Raw genomic sequence first — 17208 nt, 5'->3', positions numbered from 1 at the left:
CCTCATTCTTTTAGACTTATTGTAACAGAATGTCAGGAAAAAATGGATCCTATTTAGATGCGAAAGTCCAACTTTTCTCCCAATCCTGCTGAGCGAATCTTTTTGTTGCGTTTGGGCATTCAGCTATACTTAAGGCAGACTAGAATAGTGGAGGATGGAATATATGAATGAAATCATTCAAACGTTTAGCGAGCGAAAGGAGGAGTTGCTGCGGGCAATCTTTCAACACTTGGCCATTTCGCTGAGTGCGTTGATTTTAGCCATTTTAATTGCTATTCCATTAGCAATTTTGTTGAGCCAAAAGAAACGAATGGCAGAATTTGTTTTACAGATCACAAGTATTCTACAAACAATTCCATCATTGGCATTATTGGGATTATTGATTCCTTTTGTTGGTATTGGCACCGTTCCCGCTCTAATAGCATTGGTAGTTTATGCGTTACTGCCCATTTTTCAAAACACGTATATTGGGCTTTCCGAAATCGATCCGTCGATTGAAGAAGCGGCGGATGCATTCGGTATGTCTCGCTTGCGAAAACTCTTCAAAGTTGAGTTACCTATTGCAATGCCTGTCATCATTTCTGGGGTACGTACAGCATTGGTGTTGATCACTGGAACGGCCACGTTGGCAGCATTGATTGGTGCTGGTGGATTGGGAACCTTTATTTTGTTAGGGATCGACCGTAATGATCCGAGTTTGACACTCATAGGGGCGGTTAGTTCGGCTCTATTAGCAATCTTATTCAGTGGACTGATTCGTTTTTTACAAAACCGCAGTATGAAAACCACACTGATCTCTTTAGGTGTTATCTTTCTTGGAATCGGCGGAATTCTTTTCGCACAGTATAATCCTATTTCAAATAAAACGGTAACGATTGCTGGTAAACTCGGTTCAGAACCAGATATCCTTATCAATATGTATCAAGCAGTGATCGAAGAAGAAGATCCTAGTTTAACCGTCGAGATCAAACCAAACTTTGGTAAAACAAGTTTCTTATTTAGCGCCCTTGAAAATGACCAGATTGATATTTATCCCGAGTTTACGGGAACAGTATTAGAAAGTCTAGTCAAAGTCCCAGAAAATACCCAAATAGATGGTTCTCCAGAATCAACTTATCAAGAAGCAACAAAACTGCTTAGTGACCAGTTTAATATGCGCCTGTTAGAGCCGATGACCTACGAAAACACCTATGCTTTAGCCATGCGTCGTGAACAAGCAGAAGAGTTGGGTATAACGAAGATTTCTGAATTAGTTGCTCATGAGTCAGAGCTTCGGGCTGGTTTTACTTTAGAGTTTATTGATCGGGAAGATGGCTATCGCGGGATCCAAAAACAGTACGGGCTGACTTTTGATTCTGTCCAAAGTATGGAACCGGCACTGCGCTATCAAGCGATCCAAAGCAAGGATGTCGATGTGATCGATGCTTATTCGACAGATAGTGAGATCAAACAATACGATCTCGTCGTTTTAGAAGATGATCGACAGCTCTTTCCACCTTATCAAGGAGCCGCATTGATGAAAGATGAATTTGCTGCAGAACATCCGCAAGTCGTCAAAGCATTGGAAAAACTATCAGGAAAAATCACAGAGGACCAGATGATTGACATGAACTATCAAGTGAATGTGGAAGGAAAACAACCGGCAGATGTTGCTCGTGAATTTCTAAAAAAAGAAAAGATTATTGGGGAGGGAAACTAAATGGAACCAATTATCGAATTTAAACAAGTTGCCAAAGAATTTGAGGGACAAGTCGTATTAAAAGAATTGGATCTCTCCATTCATCAAGGAGAAATCTTTGTCTTAGTAGGTCCCTCAGGAAGCGGAAAAACAACCTCCCTTAAAATGATCAATGGGCTGATCGAACCGACGGAAGGCAATGTTTACTTCAAACAAAAACGAGTGAAAGACTATCAACTCCAAAAGTTACGTTGGAAAATTGGTTACGTGTTGCAGCAAATTGCTTTGTTTTCAACGATGTCCGTCAAGGAGAATATTGAAATCATTCCAGAAATGCTCGGTTGGGATAAAAATCGTCGCAATCAACGTGTCGATGAACTACTCACTGAGGTTGGACTTGAACCAGAGACGTTCAAAAAACGGATGCCGGCTGAACTTTCAGGTGGTCAAAGCCAGCGGATCGGAATCTTACGTGCGTTGGCTGCAGAACCGGACATCATCTTGATGGATGAACCTTTTAGCGCCCTTGATCCGATTTCTCGAACCAATCTTCAGGATCTCGTATTAGATTTGCATAAAAAATTAGGCAATACGATCGTCTTTGTTACCCATAATATGAATGAAGCCTTAAAATTGGGAGATCGAATCGGTGTGATGAATGAAGGCAGACTGGTACAATGTGATACGCCTGAAAAAATACGGACAGAGCCAAAAACGGATTTCGTTCGCGCCTTTTTTGACGAAACACAAGGAGCACAGCAAGAACAACGTCTTCAAGCGATTATTGATGCTGGTTACTACCAACAATCAACTACACAAGAGGGAGTGTCCCTCGATGTGAAAGTCCCTCTTTCACAAGTATATGAAGTCTTGGCCAACCACGAACATTTGGTTGTTACAGAACAAGGACAAGCGATTGGTGAAGTTAGCCGTACAGATATCTTTCATTTTCTAAGTCAGGAGGAGCAAGATGCAAAACTATGATGTAATCGTTGTGGGTGGTGGACCAGCCGGAACTGCTGCGGCCTATTCTTTCAGCGAGCAAGGGAAGACTGTCGCAATCGTTGAAGCCGATCTCTGGGGAGGAACTTGCCCCAACCGCGGGTGCGACCCCAAGAAGATTTTAATGAGTGCCGTTGAAGCAAAGGCGAAGGCTGCTCACTTAGCAGGAAAAGGGATCACTGGAGAGCTGGGTATTGACTGGAAAACTTTGATGGCTTTCAAGCGCAGTTACACGGACACTGTTCCCACACAGACGAAGCAGGGCTTAGTGGATACTGGAATCACGACCTATGAAGGAGAAGCGGGATTTATCGATGAACAAACGCTGCGGATTGGTTCAGAAATCGTTTCAGCTGATCAGTTCTTGATTGCTACAGGACAACGACCTGCGCTACTCCCGATTAAAGGACAAGAATATTTGCATACAAGCACCGATTTTCTTGCAATGGAAAAAATGCCCGCGAAAATCACTTTTTTAGGAGCGGGGTATGTTGCTTTTGAACTCGCGACAATCGCTCAAGCAGCAGGAGCAGAGGTACACATTATTCATCATAACGACAGACCACTGAAAGCATTTGATCAAGAATTGGTGAATGCCTTTGTTGAGCAATTACAAAAGCAAGGAATTTCCTTTCATTTCAATGTTGAGATTGAAAGCATCAGCCAAATCAATGAAGGATACACGCTGCAAGGTACAGGCTTTGAGCTGGACACCGATTACGTGGTAAGTGCTGTTGGACGCATCCCAAATGTTGAATCCTTGCACTTAGAAAATGCAGGAGTTGATTATTCCAAACGCGGGATCAAAGTCAATGATTATTTACAAACATCGAACCCACGAGTTTTTGCCTGTGGAGATGTATTGGATAAGGAACAACCTAAACTGACACCTGTTTCAAGTTTTGAAGCAAAATATGCGGTCGCTTCAATGAGCCAAAAAGGTTCTCGTTCTGCAATCACGTATCCCCTGATTCCTACAATCGTCTTTGGTGGGTTGAAATTGGCTCGGATCGGTCAAAGTGAAAAACAGCTCGCTCAAAATCTGCAGATCCATAGTGAACCAATCAACCTTGCCGATTGGTTTACGTACCGTCGCATCAACGATCCTGTTGCGATGCTTAAACTTGTTTACAATCAAGAGGGACAAATCATTGCGATTACCTGTCTTTCAAGTATCGCAGATGAATTGATTAATTTGTGCTGCTTGATTCTGGAAAAACAGCTCACTCACCAAGAAATTGAAGCGCTGATCTTTGCTTATCCAACTCCTGCAAGTGATTTGACTTACATCATTTAACGCTGGAAAACGATCGTGTCTCATAACGAATGCTTTTGAAAGAGTCTCTCCTTCAACTTTTCTGCTGATAAAACAGATCACCATGACAAGTTGAAGGGTGGGCTTTTTTGTGTTCATGTGTTCTACCTGTCTGTTGCTTACTTTCGTGAAAAAGTTTCAAAAGTTTCTTGACTTAAAGTGAAGGTGAAGCAGTATACTATCAAACAGAGAAGGGAGTTTTTTGATGTTATTAAAATCAATTACAGATCCAGCAGATTTAAAGAAGCTATCCGCTGCAGAACTACAACAAGTTAGTGAGGAAGCAAGAACCGTGTTATTAGAAAAAATCAGCCATCATGGAGGACATAACGGACCGAATTTGGGCGTTGTCGAAATGACAGTTGCTTTACACGCTGTCTTTGATTCTCCAAGAGATAAAATGATTTTTGATGTTTCTCACCAAACCTATATTCATAAAATGCTGACTGGGCGAGGTCAAGCCTTCTGGGATCCAGCGCATTATAGCGATGTCTCTGGTTATACCAATCCAAAAGAAAGTGACCATGACTTGTTTACAGTGGGGCATACATCCACGTCATTGTCTTTAGCAAATGGGGTTGCCAAAGCACGAGACTTAAAAAATGAAGAAGGGAACGTAATTGCGGTCATTGGTGACGGCTCGTTATCTGGTGGTCTGGCTTATGAAGGATTGAACAATATCGCAGAGACTGGAACAAACACTATCGTGATTGTAAATGATAACGACCAGTCGATTGCGGAAAACCACGGAGGTCTCTACAATAACTTACGAGCATTGCGAGATACGAATGGTCAAGCGGAAAACAATTTCTTTAAGTCATTAGGGTTTGACTACTATTATCTTGCTGATGGCAATGATCTGACAGCCTTGATGCATCTATTCAAACAAGTGAAAGACAGCGATCATCCTGTTGTCCTTCATATTCAGACCGTTAAAGGAAAAGGCTTCAAATTTGCCGAAGAAAATCGCGAGAAATTCCATGCTGGTGGACCATTTAGTCTTGAAACAGGGGATTATCTTGCAAATTCTGGTGGAGAAAATTATTCAACGGTAACGACCGATTATCTTTTAGAAAAAATGGCACAGGATCCAACAGTCGTTGCAGTAAATGCTGGCACGCCGATGATCCTTTTTACCCCTGAACAACGAAAAATCGCCGGCAGTCAATTTGTTGACGTCGGAATCGCAGAGGAACATGCTGCAACCATGACTGCCGGTCTGGCAAAAAATGGGGCGAAACCCGTTTGGGCAGTTTTTTCAACCTTTATGCAACGAAGTTTTGACCAAATCTCACATGATTTGTCTTTGAACAATGTGGCGGGAACTATTTTAGTTTATGGCGCTTCAGCTTATGGCATGAATGATGAAAGCCATTTAGGGATCTTTGATATTCCATTTTTGAGTCATATTCCGAATCTTGTTTATCTTGCACCGACCAATAAGGAAGAATATTTAGCGATGCTGGATTGGTCTATTGACCAATCCCAACACCCGGTGGCAATTCGCGTTCCTGTCGGTCCATTAGAATCAGGTCGTGTCGATCAAACAGATTACAGTCAACTAAACAAAAATCAACTCATTCAAGCGGGCAGCAAAGTTGCCTTACTTGGTGTAGGAAATGCTCTTGGCCTGGCAAAAAAAGCAGCTGCCATGATAGAAACCGAGCTTGGGATCACACCTACGGTCATTAATCCTAGATTTATTTCTGGATTAGATACTGACACATTGTCTGGCTTAATTGCTACACATCAATTGTTGCTCACTCTTGAAGATGGCCTTCTTGAAGGAGGCTATGGACAAGCTGTCGCTAGTTATTTAGGAAAAGCTCCGATCAAAATTGTCAATTTTGGTTTAGATAAAGCCTTTCATGACCGTTATCAAGCAAATGAGTTTCTACAAGAAAATGGGTTGACCGTTGATGCCATTCTTCGAGAAGTTCGTCAAGAATTGTCTCTTTAGTCATAGTGAGCTAGTCGCATAGTGAGCGTCCTTTTAAGGAAAGCAGACAATTCGTCTAGGAGTAACAACTGATAAGAATAAATATAGAATCGTTTAAACTGCCCTTTGTTCGATACAAACAGAACAAAGGGCAGTTTTTGATAAAAAAAGCGTCTGCCTTAGTTTCCGCTAAGACAGACTGTAAATTATTATGTCAAGGTCTATTGTGTCATAGTAACCTTAAAACAACCATAAACTTTTCGAAAAAATAGGCATTTATCTTTTGAAAATAATCATCAGTCCTTCATTCACGATACTTGGTCCAGTTGCCACTGACAGCAGGCTGCTTTTGCTTTAGCATATGACTCTACCCACAATAGTCTTCTTAATTGATTTGAGTTGATAATTGCTTCAAAAAGTGGTTAGATTAATTGGGGAATGAAGTAACAGTCGTTGATTGACGACTTGAAAAAAGGAGCGTGTTCATGAATTACTACCATCGGTTTGTTGCCAATGTTCCATTAAGACGTTGGACAGTGCTGATCTTTCTTTGCGGGATCTTATTTCTGCTTCGCAGTATGATGACTATTATTTTATTAACCTTTATTTTTACTTATTTGATTTACAAACTGGTCCAGCTAATACGCAAGAAAGTGAATGTGTCAATCAAACTTCTTTCAATCGTGTTGTACTTGATCGTTGTCGCTTTGGTTTACTTAGTCATTACCAAGTATGCACCGATTCTTTTGAACCAATCCGCGCAACTGGTCAAGTCAGTGACCGATTTTTATCAAAAAGCAGACTCTAACAATGAGTTATTAGAGTATTTGCTACATTTGGTGCAAACAAGCGATTATGTCCAAAAAATCCAGAATGGAGTCGTCGTCGTCATCAATTATCTTTACAACTTCGGTGAATTGGCTTTGACTGTATTGATCTCTTTCTTATTGAGTTTTTTCTTTATGATTGACAACAAAAAAACAGTGGCATTTTCTCAGCTCTTTTTGCAAGGGAGTGCTTCCTGGTTTTTTGAGGATGTTTACTATCTCGCAAGGAAATTTACCCGCGCATTCGGAAGTGTGATCGAAACCCAGCTATTGATTGCTATCGTTAATACAGTGATCACAGTGCTTGCTTTAGCTGTCATGGGCTTTCCTCAGCTGTTAAGTTTGGCCATGATGATTTTCTTCTTAAGCTTGATTCCAGTAGCAGGAGTCATCATTTCTTGTATTCCATTAACCTTTATTGCCTATACGATTGGCGGACTCAATGATGTTGTCTATGTTTTATTAATCATTATTTTTGTTCATGCTCTCGAGTCCTATGTTCTCAATCCGCGGCTGATGTCCCATAAAACAGAGATTCCCATGTTCTATACGTTCATTGTTTTATATCTGGGTGAGCATCTCTTTGGTATCTGGGGTCTGATCGTGGGGATCCCACTATTTACTTTCTTATTAGATCTAATGAAAATCAAGCAAGTCCCATCAATCCGCAATGCACTTAAAAAAAGTGAGTCGAATGAAAAAGTGTAAATAAATGCCAACCAGTCCTCAGATTAGAGGACTGAAGAAACGTCTAGAGTGATTTATCTTAACTAGACGTTTCTTTTTATTTTCTGGTACACTGTCTGTGATAGCTTCACCAATTTAGTGATAGGAGAGAATCATGCAAAAAATATACCTTGTAGAAGATGATGCTACGATCGTTTCAGTACTGGCTGATTATTTAAGACAATGGGGATATGAGTGTTATCCCGCCAAAAAATTTGCTGAAATTTTGCAGGAATTTCGTGCGGTAAGTCCCGACTTGGTTCTTTTGGACATTTCTTTGCCTTATTACAACGGGTACCATTGGTGCCAAGAAATTCGTAACATTTCTGAAGTGCCAATCATTTTTCTTTCTTCAATGGATCAACAAATGAATCAAATCATGGCAATGAACATGGGAGCCGATGATTATCTAACAAAACCTTTTGATTTGGCGTTTGTTTTGGCTAAGATCCAAGCACTGTTGCGCCGCAGTTACCAATATACCCATCAACAAGTCCAGACGTTTTCATTAGGAGAAGTCACTTTTCATCCAATAGAAAATTTGCTGAAAAGTAAAACGGAATCTTTGCCGCTGTCGCCAAACGAATCTCGAATCCTTTCCTTACTCTTGCAACAGCAAGGGAAAATCGTTCCCAAAGAAACGATTATCGAAATGCTTTGGAATAGCGAAGAGTTTATTGATAATAATACATTAGCCGTTAACATGACCCGCTTGCGAAAGAAATTAAGTCAAACTGGATTGTCTGATTTGATTCAAACAGTGAAAAACAAAGGCTATTTGATTGAAAAGGAACAAGCCTATGATTAACTTAAAAGAGTATTTTTTGCTTTACGGCAAGTTCTATTTGTTTTTGATTTTGTTTAGTAGCGGTCTTTTAGGCTTGTTCTTTCTCCATGAGCTTCCTTTAGAGCCCTTCATCGATTATGTGATTTTCACGGGAGTGATTTTAGGTATTTTCTCTGTCTGGCAATATATGCGTTATCTACAAAAAAGACGTCAATTACAAAACTTATTAGCCAAGAAAATGATCACTGAAGCAGCTTTGGCTTTCTTGCCGATTGCGCGAAACAGTATTGAAGAAGAATACCAGCAGCTAATCAAACGACAAGCTAAAGAAAAAACCGCCTCCGAGTATCAAGCAGTCTTGAAGAATGAAGAAATCTACGAAGACTTCGGATTATGGCTGCATCAGATCAAAACACCATTAGCAGCGATGGATTTGTTAGTGCAAAGTGATGGCCTATCGCCCACTGAAGTCAAAGCAGAACTATTTAAAGTGAATGATTATTTGCAAATGATGCTGAATTATTTACGACAAAACTTGAAAAATGATGACTTTGTTTTTGAACCGATTGTGTTAGCACCTCTCATTCACCAAGCAATCAAAAAATATGCCTTGTTTTTTTCAAAAAAAGACTTGCAACTGGATTTGGCTATCGACTTGACCGTTACTTCGGATCGAAAATGGCTGACTTTTATCTTTGAGCAGTTGCTTTTTAATAGCCTGAAGTATACAGAAAAAGGCGGAATCCGGATTTTTACCGAAAACAATTGTCTTTTGATTCAAGACACAGGGACCGGTATTCGTCAAGAAGATTTGCCGCGGGTTTTTGAAAAAGGTTATACAGGACAAAATGGACGCTTTCAGCAGCGTGCTAGCGGATTAGGATTATATTTGAGCCAGCAAGCAGCAGAAAAAATCGGCTGTCAGCTAACGATTGACTCCGAAGTAGGGAAGGGAACTACGGTGACGATCCATTTTCCCACTAAAAATTTCATTTGAACGCAAACTTTCAACACTGTAAGTTTGCGTTTTTTATTGTAAGTCGCTTTTTTCTTCTAAACAGCTTATGCTAAAAAAGAAGGGGGAGAGAACAATGCCACTATTAAACATTCAACAAGTTAAAAAAGTGTATCAAAGTCAGTTGAACGGCCAGCCGGTCGAAGCATTGAAGAATATCACGTTTTCAGTAGAAGAAGGCGAATATGTCGCCATTATGGGAGAATCAGGATCTGGGAAAAGCACCCTACTGAACTTGATGGCCACGTTAGATCAACCGACAGCGGGAGATTTAGCGCTTAATGGTATCGATTTGACGACCATCAAAGAAAAAGACGCTGCAAGTTTTCGTCGAGATCATTTGGGCTTTGTTTTTCAAGATTTCAATTTATTGGATACTTTTTCTGTCAAAGACAATATCTTATTACCATTAGTCTTATCGAAAGTGCCGGTCAAACAAATGGACCAACGACTGCAACCATTAGTGCGAACACTGGGAATTACCGACTTGTTACAACACTATCCCTATGAATTATCCGGCGGCCAGAAACAACGGGTAGCTGTCGCACGCGCGATTATCACAAAGCCGGATCTCTTACTAGCAGATGAACCAACTGGGGCGCTAGATTCAAAAACTTCCGATCAATTGCTGACGTTGTTTCAGCAAATCAATCAGAATGGACAAACGATCATCATGGTTACTCATAGCTCCATTGCTGCAAGCCGCGCGCAACGAGTATTATTCATCAAAGACGGTCACGTCTTCCATCAGCTTTATCGCGGAGAACGAACGAATAGCGCTTTTCTAGAAGCAATCTCGGAAACCATGACAGCTGTCTTTGCAAGGGAGGAGTAAGGAATGTTCTTTCAAAAAATCGCCTTTTCCAATTTGCGAAAAAACACCAAAGCTTATACTCCTTTTTTACTGTCCATGAGTCTTCTAGTTGCAGTGATAATGATGACACAAATCATTGTAAATAATCCAGGGATGAATAAACTGCCAAGCAGTCAAAGTGCTATTTTTATGTTTCGACTAGGAAATATCATTTTAATGGTTTTCGCCGCCATTTTTTCGTTTTACACCAATAACTTTTTGATCAAACAACGAAAAAAAGAATTTGGACTTTACAATGTTCTAGGATTAGGGAAACGAGAAATTGCGTTAGTGGTCTTTTGGGAACTTTTTTATAGCTGCCTCATCAGTCTGGCCGCAGGGCTAGTTGGAGGTCTTTTGTTTGCACGATTGGGGTTCTTGATTTTAAAAAGAATTCTAGAGGTGGGAGAATCCTTCGTATTTGAACTGTCTGTAGAAAGTATCGGACTTGTGATCCTTTACTTTTTGATGGTTTATGGCTGCCTTTTTCTATTCAATATGCTGCAAGTCCGGCGAACCAAGCCGATCGAACTGCTGCAAGGTAGTAAGCGCAATGAACAAGAGCCGCGAGCAAAAGGCTTTTTAGCCCTTCTAGGGATCATTTGTTTAGCGGTAGGGTATACGATTTCTGTCACAATCAAGTCGCCCATCAGCGCCTTGGCACTCTTTTTTGTCGCTGTGATTCTTGTGATCATCGCCACGTATCTGTTGTTTATTTCTGGCAGTATTAAAGCATTGCAGTTTTTAAGAAAGCGATCCACTTATTATTATCAGACGACCCATTTCATCAATGTATCAACGATGCTTTATCGAATGAAACAAAATGCAGCAGGTCTAGCAAGTATTTGTATTTTGTCAACAATGGTTTTAGTGACTGTTGCCACAACAGCTAGTCTTTATTTCGGACAGAAGAATGTGGTGGAAACACGATTTCCTTATGACTTTCAGATCGAGTCAGAGGCGAATCTGCAACAATTGAACCAAGCCATCGATAGTCTTGAAAATAAAGTAACGCTCAAAAACCGGAAACAAGTCACTGCTACTAGAGACTTACTTTTTACGGTTGAGGGAAACACACTTACTCCTTCAACAACTTTTGAAGATAACAGCGAGAATTTAGAAAAAGCGGTCTTTCTCACATTTGTTACTAGTACGGAGTACCAAAGAATCACAGGAAAAGAAGGACCAGAAAAAGATGAATTGTTGGTCTTTCCAGAAACTTGGACCCATCAAGCGTTGCCTAAAGAGCTGACGATCGATCATAGTCAGTTCACTCTTCGATCACTAACTGAGCTGCCACCTTTTACTCAAGTGGAGAATCCCGTTCAACAACTTGTGGTGGTAGTCGATGATACTTGGCTTTCTGAGAAATTAACTAGTTGGTATCAGGAAAAAGAATTCCTCATCTATCAACAACCAGTGATCACTACTGTTTTTGACTTCCAAGTGCCTGAAACCAGTGATCGAGAAACAATGGGCAAAGAGATACGAAAGGACTTTCAAGCAGCTGATCCGAATGCACGCATTGAATCAAAAGATCTCTTCCAAGTACAGACCAAAACGTTTACGGGAGGATTCTTTTTCTTAGGGTTGATTTTTGGACTGATCTTTATTTTGGCAGCTACATTAATCATCTATTACAAGCAAGTCTCTGAAGGAATAGAAGATAAAGAACGTTTTGAGATCTTACAGAAAGTTGGCTTAAGTCATAAAGAAGTCAAGCAAGTGATCCAACAACAAGTATTGATGATTTTTTCTTTTCCATTGGTAGCTGCGATCATCCACCTTGCATTCGCGTTTCCGATGATTCGCAAGCTGCTTTTGCTTTTCGGGTTGACCGACCGCAATCTGCTGATCAGTGTGACTGTTGTATCAGTTGCTCTTTTCGCAGTCATTTATCTGTTGGTATACCTTATCACAGCAAAAGTCTATTACCGACTTGTTGAACGAGAGCAATAATTGTTTGTCACTCACTAAGTTAAATTAGTTAAATTGAACAAAAAATACCCAAAGGAATAGAGCCCTCAGTGTTTGCATTACTGCAAAGACCTATCGTCAATGACAACGTCATGACTTGCTCTTTCCTCAGGGTATTTTTTTAAGAAAATTCTCTATGCTAGCTTCTCCGATTCACTTTCGATACGAATAAATGAAAACTAATCACCGAAGCACGAAAGGTAGCATCCAGATGCCATAAAGCAGACAAGCAACCAGAACACTGCCTAAAAAAGAATTTTCTGAATGCCACATAAATGCAAGTTCGATTGCAAAAAGAACGAGAAGAATAGCGACAGCAAGTACCGCAGACTGATCAGTAAACAACAACCAGCCATAAATAAGTATCAGACAGATAAGATAGAGAATGTACCATTTTCTTAACTTTCTTGGTAGATAACGAACATTGCCAATCATCTGATGCTCCTTTCAATAAATCCACTCTCGGAACTATTTGTTTTTCTTGATCGTCATGACTACTAACGGGATCGTTAATGTGATATACCCAATAATAGAGGCCACCAACAAATAAAATGGCATAATTGAAATATTGAATAAGTTGGTCAGTAAAACAGCAACCACCATAGATACGAAATAGCAAATAAACAATTGTACAAAACGTTTGAGATTCATCGATTTTCCTCCACAACAAATTTTTGATTATTCCTGCAATATTGTAGTCAAGCTAAGGTTCTGAAAGTTAGGTTCTTCTGAAGTGATTTAGGGAAGAACTTCCTGCATGACATCCATCTGATCTGCAGGAACGTTGCCAGCATAGTTCGGCGTTGCTAGGGAAAGCCCACCATCATGGTTGTAAAACAAATACATTGTACCATGGTAGTCTTTACGATCTTGGGTTCCACCCAGTATTTTACCGATTGAGATTTGTGTATTCACTTTGACTTCACGAATTTGATTCGTTCCTACACTAAAAACGCGAATTGTTTTTGTGGGAACCGTTGCGATTGTTGCTCGGTAGCGGCTAGTCACGGAATCATCGGGTGTAGAACTTTCAAAAGTAACTTCCTCTTTGCTCTGATCAATAGTAACAGTGTCAGGAACGTTGAATCCTTCAAAAGAAAATGTCAGGACATTGGATTGTTGTGACATATCTACTTGATAGGGATATGCGCTTGCTGTTTCTGGAGTCTTTGGTGACTCCGTCTCTGATACCGATTCACTGGTAGACCCGCTAGCAGAAGCCCTCGTAACAGTTTTTGTATCTGAAAGAGAAGATTGCGATGATTCTACGGTTTCGCTAGGCATTTGTTTTTGGCTGCTCGAAGATGTGGTTGCTTCTTCTGGTACGTTTGCAGAACAGCCGCTTAATAGCAAGGATAGCAGCAATGGGACTAGTACCTTTCTTTTCATAAAACGGGTAGACCTTCTCTCGTTAATTTTTGACTATTATAACATAATTATCGGACAAAAAATGATCTCTGATCAACAAACCCAATCAAATCACGATAGTACCAGTCTTTAAAAATCCCGATTCCAAAGACGATCCCCAAGACTAACCCAATAGCTAAAAGAATTAGTAAAAGATTGACGAATATCATCAATCGATAATTGAAATGCCAATTACTGATTATGTAATCTAAGGGATTTTTACGGTGGATTTTTTCAGTGATTGGAATTTTTTTGAGTGCAGGAATCGTGTCATGGAAATGTTGAAACAGTTGATAGTCTTTCTTTGTCAATACATCACTAAAAATATGGCTATCCGATTGAAAATCAAAGTAAGCCCAAAACATGATTTCCTCGTCTTCTGGTTTCTCAAAGCGATTCAGTTTACGCGTCTTCAAAGAAAATGCCGGAATCGAGGAGTAGGGGTAACTGAAATAGGTTTGATCATCTAAAAAGTCGATGATCACAAGAAAAAGGATCCGTTTTTCTGTAAAAACAAATAGACGATTACTCCGAGTATCATTGAACTGTGCGACATATTGCTTTGCTCTTTCTGTACGTGCATAAGACAAACCAGCTATCCCTTGATTACTGATTGCAAGGTTGCCTGAAGTTGAGAGAGGGAGATAGCCTTGAACTGTTTCGTCTTTATCTAAGAGTGATTGAATTTCAGTCATCAATTCTTGAAAAAAGATATATGTTTTGCCATTAGCTAAAAGACGATTTTTTTCATCTTGCGTTACTTCATTTCTGAGACGACGATTTTCTGAATCAACGATCTGTTTAAAATTCATCACGATTCATCCTTTCTTTCCAAATCTTTTTCAACAATTTTCTGCCGCGAGATAAGTGATTATAAATAGCTGTTGTCTGCAAATCCAGTTGTTGCGCGATCTCTTCTGGACTTTCTTGATAAAAATAATATAAAAGAAAAATTTGTTGATCGACTTGGGATAACTCTTCGAGCCAAATCAGAAATTCTTCTTCACTTAACGGGGATTCCGTAATAGCTAGCTCTTGATATTCTTCAATACTTTCTTGTTGAAATGCTTTATTTAACTTACGCTTGCGATCGATTCCGCGACTTCGAGTAATCAGCAAGATCCAAGTGATAAAACTACTTTTCTCAGGATCATAGGCCTCGATTTTTTGCCAGATTTCATAAAATACTTCATTTGCTACATCTGACCATTCACTTTGTTCATGAGGGGCTTGTAAGATTCGATGGATGGTCATAAGAATACTTGACCCGTAACTATCAATTAGTTGTTCCAAGCCGGTATAATCTTTGTTCTTGATCAAATGAATCATTTGATGATCGTTCATTTTTTCACCTCTTTGTCTATTATACGGACGTCTCAACTGTTTTCTATCAGAGTTGTGAAAAATTCTTTTATCAACAAAAAAAGCTCCTGGTCAAGAGCTCTCATTGATCACCGGGAACGGATTCAGTTAAAGAAGTCGTGATTCGCTGACGTATGAGGTGATGTTTCTCTTCATCATAGGTATTCTGCGGACATGTCCAATATGTTGCTGGATATAGCCAAACAGGTTTTGAACGACGCACTTCGGTCTCCCAAGAATATCGTGGAAAAACGTGTGCATGAAGAAATTGATCCGTGTTGCCAAGAATATCGTAATTGACTCGCAGTGGCGAACAGGCGGCTAAAATGGCATCACCCAGAACACTCATCGAGACGAGAAATTCTTGTCTTTCTTCCAGTGATAAATCATTTAGGCTTCCGACTGATTTTTTAGGTAACAACACACAGTAGCCTGGTAAAAATTGGGTATCGCCAAAAACCGCAAAACCACCCGATAATTCCTTCATTAACATGGGATTTGTTCCATTTTGACAAGCTTTGATCCGATCATTGCGCCAATCCATCGAAATTCGCTCCTTTAACGAATTATTTTATCAATAAACCAACGAAGTCTAAATCGTTGACAAAAATGATCCCACAAAAATGTACCAAAAAACGCACCCACGAAGTAGAGTGTCCATGAAGCAAGTTCAAAGGGATTTCCAAATAAAAGAGACATGATTCCACCGATAATAAAAAGATAAGTACCAATCAGAATCTTTCGCAAGGTAGAAGGTAACTGGCGAATGAAAAAGGAGAGTAGAATAAATATTAGGAAATTCATTAATTGCAGCACGTCTAACCAAGCGAAATGATGAACGATAACCTGTTTCATAAGATCTGCTCCCATAAAAATCAAAAAGAAAAAAAGCAGTTTTATCCAGGATGGTTGATGTTGTTCCATAAATCCACCTTCTCTTATAGTAATTATCTAGTTTTAAAATACATAATTAATTATAACATAAGATCAGCAACATTATAGAAAGATGATGAAAAGGAACTAGGAAATAAATTGCATAAATAAGGAAAGAAACTGATAAAAGCTAGTTGAGAAAAACGAATGAGTGGCTCCAAAAAACGCTTGTATGAGACCTTTTCGTCAAACTCGTTTGAACTTTCTCTCGAAAAGTATCAAGGAAACAAGAAGTGTTTTTTATTTACCAGTATAATATTATGTAAACAAGGTTACCTATGACAGTCGCTCTTTAAGAGACTCTGTCATAGGTAATGGGGAGAAAAGACAATAAGTAATGAGTTTTAGTGGATATGTTTGGTAAGAAATACACGATCCATACCAGTCACAATCGGACTCGTACGATCTGATAGCTGATAATCGAGTGTTTGATAAAATGAAAGTAGGCGGGTTTCTTGCAAAATCGTACTTAGCTGCCATGTCTTAATAGACGAGAATTTAGCTTCGACTAACTGAATGGCCATTTTACCAATCCCATGATTTTCATTAGCAGGCAAAATACAGATGGGGGCCACTCGAGCTACCAGCGCCGGGGCTTCTGATAGAACGATTCGTACAAAACCTACTGCTGATCCGTCGGCTTGGATCAAATAGAAATAATTATTCTCTCGTTGGTACTTTTTAGAGAAATTCTCATACGTTTCCAGATAAGGGGAGGTTTCTGTATCCTGATAGTGTTCAAACAACTGTTTAAAACTTTCTTTTTGTATCCGATACGCTATCGGTAATGTTTGGTAGGTAACTTTTTCTAACTGAATATCCATTGATCATTCTCTCTTTCATTGTTCAATTGACGACTCGTTAATAACCTTCTTACTTTTTACTGTCATGAAAATCGGGCCAAGTATTGATGCCGTCGCCTTCTTTTCGAGGAATCAAATGGATATGCAGATGATTGACGGATTGTTGGGCAGCAGCGCCATGGGCACTTAAGAAATTGATACCTTCAAAGTTACCAGATTTCACGCAATCTGTTGCCACCTTTTTTGCTGCCTTGGTAACTTGCATCCATATTTCTTCGTCACAAGCAAGAATAGAAGTTACATGTTGTTTCGGTATAACTAAGAGGTGACCGTCTGCAGCGGGATTTTTAGGAAGAATCGCCATTGTCCATTGATTTTCATAAATGATTGTTGCAGGAAGCTGTCTGGCTGCGATCTGACAAAAAGGACATCTCATCGTTTTCTCCTTTTTGAATCAATCATAGCCTATTCGTTTCAAAATGATAAGCGCTTTGTTTCATTAGTTAATTAAGGAGACATACAAATAGACAGCGAGAAGGATTCTTGCTTCCATCTGATCGTTTGTTTGACTATAATGGAACTAT

The 17208-nt window shown here is 39.7% G+C and carries 18 protein-coding genes; 9 read left to right on the top strand and 9 right to left on the bottom strand.

Annotated features, from left to right (window positions below):
- The first annotated feature begins 163 nt into the window (after nucleotides 1–163).
- The 9 genes from IGJ28_RS11375 to IGJ28_RS11335 all read left to right on the top strand — a co-directional run bounded on the left by IGJ28_RS11375 (nucleotide 164) and on the right by IGJ28_RS11335 (nucleotide 12101).
- Nucleotides 164–1699: an ABC transporter permease/substrate-binding protein gene (locus tag IGJ28_RS11375; protein ID WP_438845401.1), complete on the top strand. Its 1536-nt coding sequence runs from the start codon at nucleotides 164–166 to the stop codon at nucleotides 1697–1699.
- On the top strand, nucleotides 1700–2662 hold the full coding sequence (locus tag IGJ28_RS11370; protein WP_254005494.1) for an ABC transporter ATP-binding protein: 963 nt from the start codon (nucleotides 1700–1702) through the stop codon (nucleotides 2660–2662).
- Nucleotides 2649–3977 (top strand): dihydrolipoyl dehydrogenase family protein, encoded by a 1329-nt coding sequence (locus tag IGJ28_RS11365; protein WP_252711958.1) that lies wholly within the window; start codon nucleotides 2649–2651, stop codon nucleotides 3975–3977. Before IGJ28_RS11370 ends, IGJ28_RS11365 begins: the two co-directional genes overlap by 14 nt.
- Before the next feature lie 223 nt (nucleotides 3978–4200).
- On the top strand, nucleotides 4201–5955 hold the full coding sequence (locus IGJ28_RS11360; RefSeq protein WP_252711959.1) for a 1-deoxy-D-xylulose-5-phosphate synthase: 1755 nt from the start codon (nucleotides 4201–4203) through the stop codon (nucleotides 5953–5955).
- Between the two features lie 464 nt (nucleotides 5956–6419).
- Nucleotides 6420–7469, top strand: coding sequence for an AI-2E family transporter (locus IGJ28_RS11355; protein ID WP_005471541.1), 1050 nt, complete (start codon nucleotides 6420–6422; stop codon nucleotides 7467–7469).
- A gap of 133 nt (nucleotides 7470–7602) precedes the next feature.
- Nucleotides 7603–8295 carry a response regulator transcription factor gene (locus IGJ28_RS11350; RefSeq protein ID WP_103300846.1) on the top strand — a complete coding sequence of 231 codons (693 nt, stop codon included), beginning with the start codon at nucleotides 7603–7605 and terminating at the stop codon, nucleotides 8293–8295.
- Nucleotides 8288–9271, top strand: coding sequence for a sensor histidine kinase (locus IGJ28_RS11345; protein ID WP_252711960.1), 984 nt, complete (start codon nucleotides 8288–8290; stop codon nucleotides 9269–9271). Before IGJ28_RS11350 ends, IGJ28_RS11345 begins: the two co-directional genes overlap by 8 nt.
- A gap of 94 nt (nucleotides 9272–9365) precedes the next feature.
- Entirely contained in the window at nucleotides 9366–10124 is a 759-nt protein-coding gene (locus IGJ28_RS11340) for an ABC transporter ATP-binding protein (RefSeq protein WP_252711961.1), read from the top strand.
- A gap of 3 nt (nucleotides 10125–10127) precedes the next feature.
- Nucleotides 10128–12101: an ABC transporter permease gene (locus tag IGJ28_RS11335; protein ID WP_252711962.1), complete on the top strand. Its 1974-nt coding sequence runs from the start codon at nucleotides 10128–10130 to the stop codon at nucleotides 12099–12101.
- Between the two features lie 201 nt (nucleotides 12102–12302).
- Here IGJ28_RS11335 and IGJ28_RS11330 read toward each other — a convergent pair whose 3' ends face one another.
- The 9 genes from IGJ28_RS11330 to IGJ28_RS11290 all read right to left on the bottom strand — a co-directional run bounded on the left by IGJ28_RS11330 (nucleotide 12303) and on the right by IGJ28_RS11290 (nucleotide 17060).
- On the bottom strand, nucleotides 12303–12554 hold the full coding sequence (locus IGJ28_RS11330) for a hypothetical protein (RefSeq protein WP_003126551.1): 252 nt from the start codon (nucleotides 12552–12554) through the stop codon (nucleotides 12303–12305).
- Nucleotides 12555–12587: 33 nt separating this feature from the next.
- Entirely contained in the window at nucleotides 12588–12770 is a 183-nt protein-coding gene (locus IGJ28_RS11325) for a hypothetical protein (protein ID WP_252711963.1), read from the bottom strand.
- Nucleotides 12771–12857: 87 nt separating this feature from the next.
- A complete protein-coding gene (locus IGJ28_RS11320; protein ID WP_252711964.1) occupies nucleotides 12858–13508 on the bottom strand; it encodes a hypothetical protein in 651 nt (216 codons plus the stop codon).
- 47 nt (nucleotides 13509–13555) lie between these two features.
- A complete protein-coding gene (locus IGJ28_RS11315) occupies nucleotides 13556–14338 on the bottom strand; it encodes a hypothetical protein (protein ID WP_103300850.1) in 783 nt (260 codons plus the stop codon).
- A complete protein-coding gene (locus tag IGJ28_RS11310) occupies nucleotides 14328–14870 on the bottom strand; it encodes a sigma-70 family RNA polymerase sigma factor (RefSeq protein WP_103300851.1) in 543 nt (180 codons plus the stop codon). The genes IGJ28_RS11315 and IGJ28_RS11310 overlap by 11 nt, the downstream gene beginning before the upstream one ends.
- A gap of 100 nt (nucleotides 14871–14970) precedes the next feature.
- A complete protein-coding gene (locus IGJ28_RS11305; protein ID WP_103300852.1) occupies nucleotides 14971–15432 on the bottom strand; it encodes an HIT family protein in 462 nt (153 codons plus the stop codon).
- A gap of 14 nt (nucleotides 15433–15446) precedes the next feature.
- The gene (locus tag IGJ28_RS11300; RefSeq protein WP_003126558.1) at nucleotides 15447–15812 is read right to left on the bottom strand and encodes a hypothetical protein; all 366 of its coding nucleotides are present in this window, start codon (nucleotides 15810–15812) and stop codon (nucleotides 15447–15449) included.
- A 353-nt stretch (nucleotides 15813–16165) separates the two neighbouring features.
- Nucleotides 16166–16645: a GNAT family N-acetyltransferase gene (locus IGJ28_RS11295; RefSeq protein ID WP_252711966.1), complete on the bottom strand. Its 480-nt coding sequence runs from the start codon at nucleotides 16643–16645 to the stop codon at nucleotides 16166–16168.
- Nucleotides 16646–16694: 49 nt separating this feature from the next.
- Nucleotides 16695–17060, bottom strand: coding sequence for an HIT family protein (locus tag IGJ28_RS11290; RefSeq protein ID WP_252711967.1), 366 nt, complete (start codon nucleotides 17058–17060; stop codon nucleotides 16695–16697).
- Nucleotides 17061–17208: the final 148 nt, after the last annotated feature.

The sequence above is a fragment of the Enterococcus sp. AZ091 genome (assembly GCF_051714805.1).
GTDB lineage: Bacteria > Bacillota > Bacilli > Lactobacillales > Enterococcaceae > Enterococcus_D > Enterococcus_D gallinarum.
This window is presented reverse-complemented; position numbering and strand designations above follow the sequence as displayed.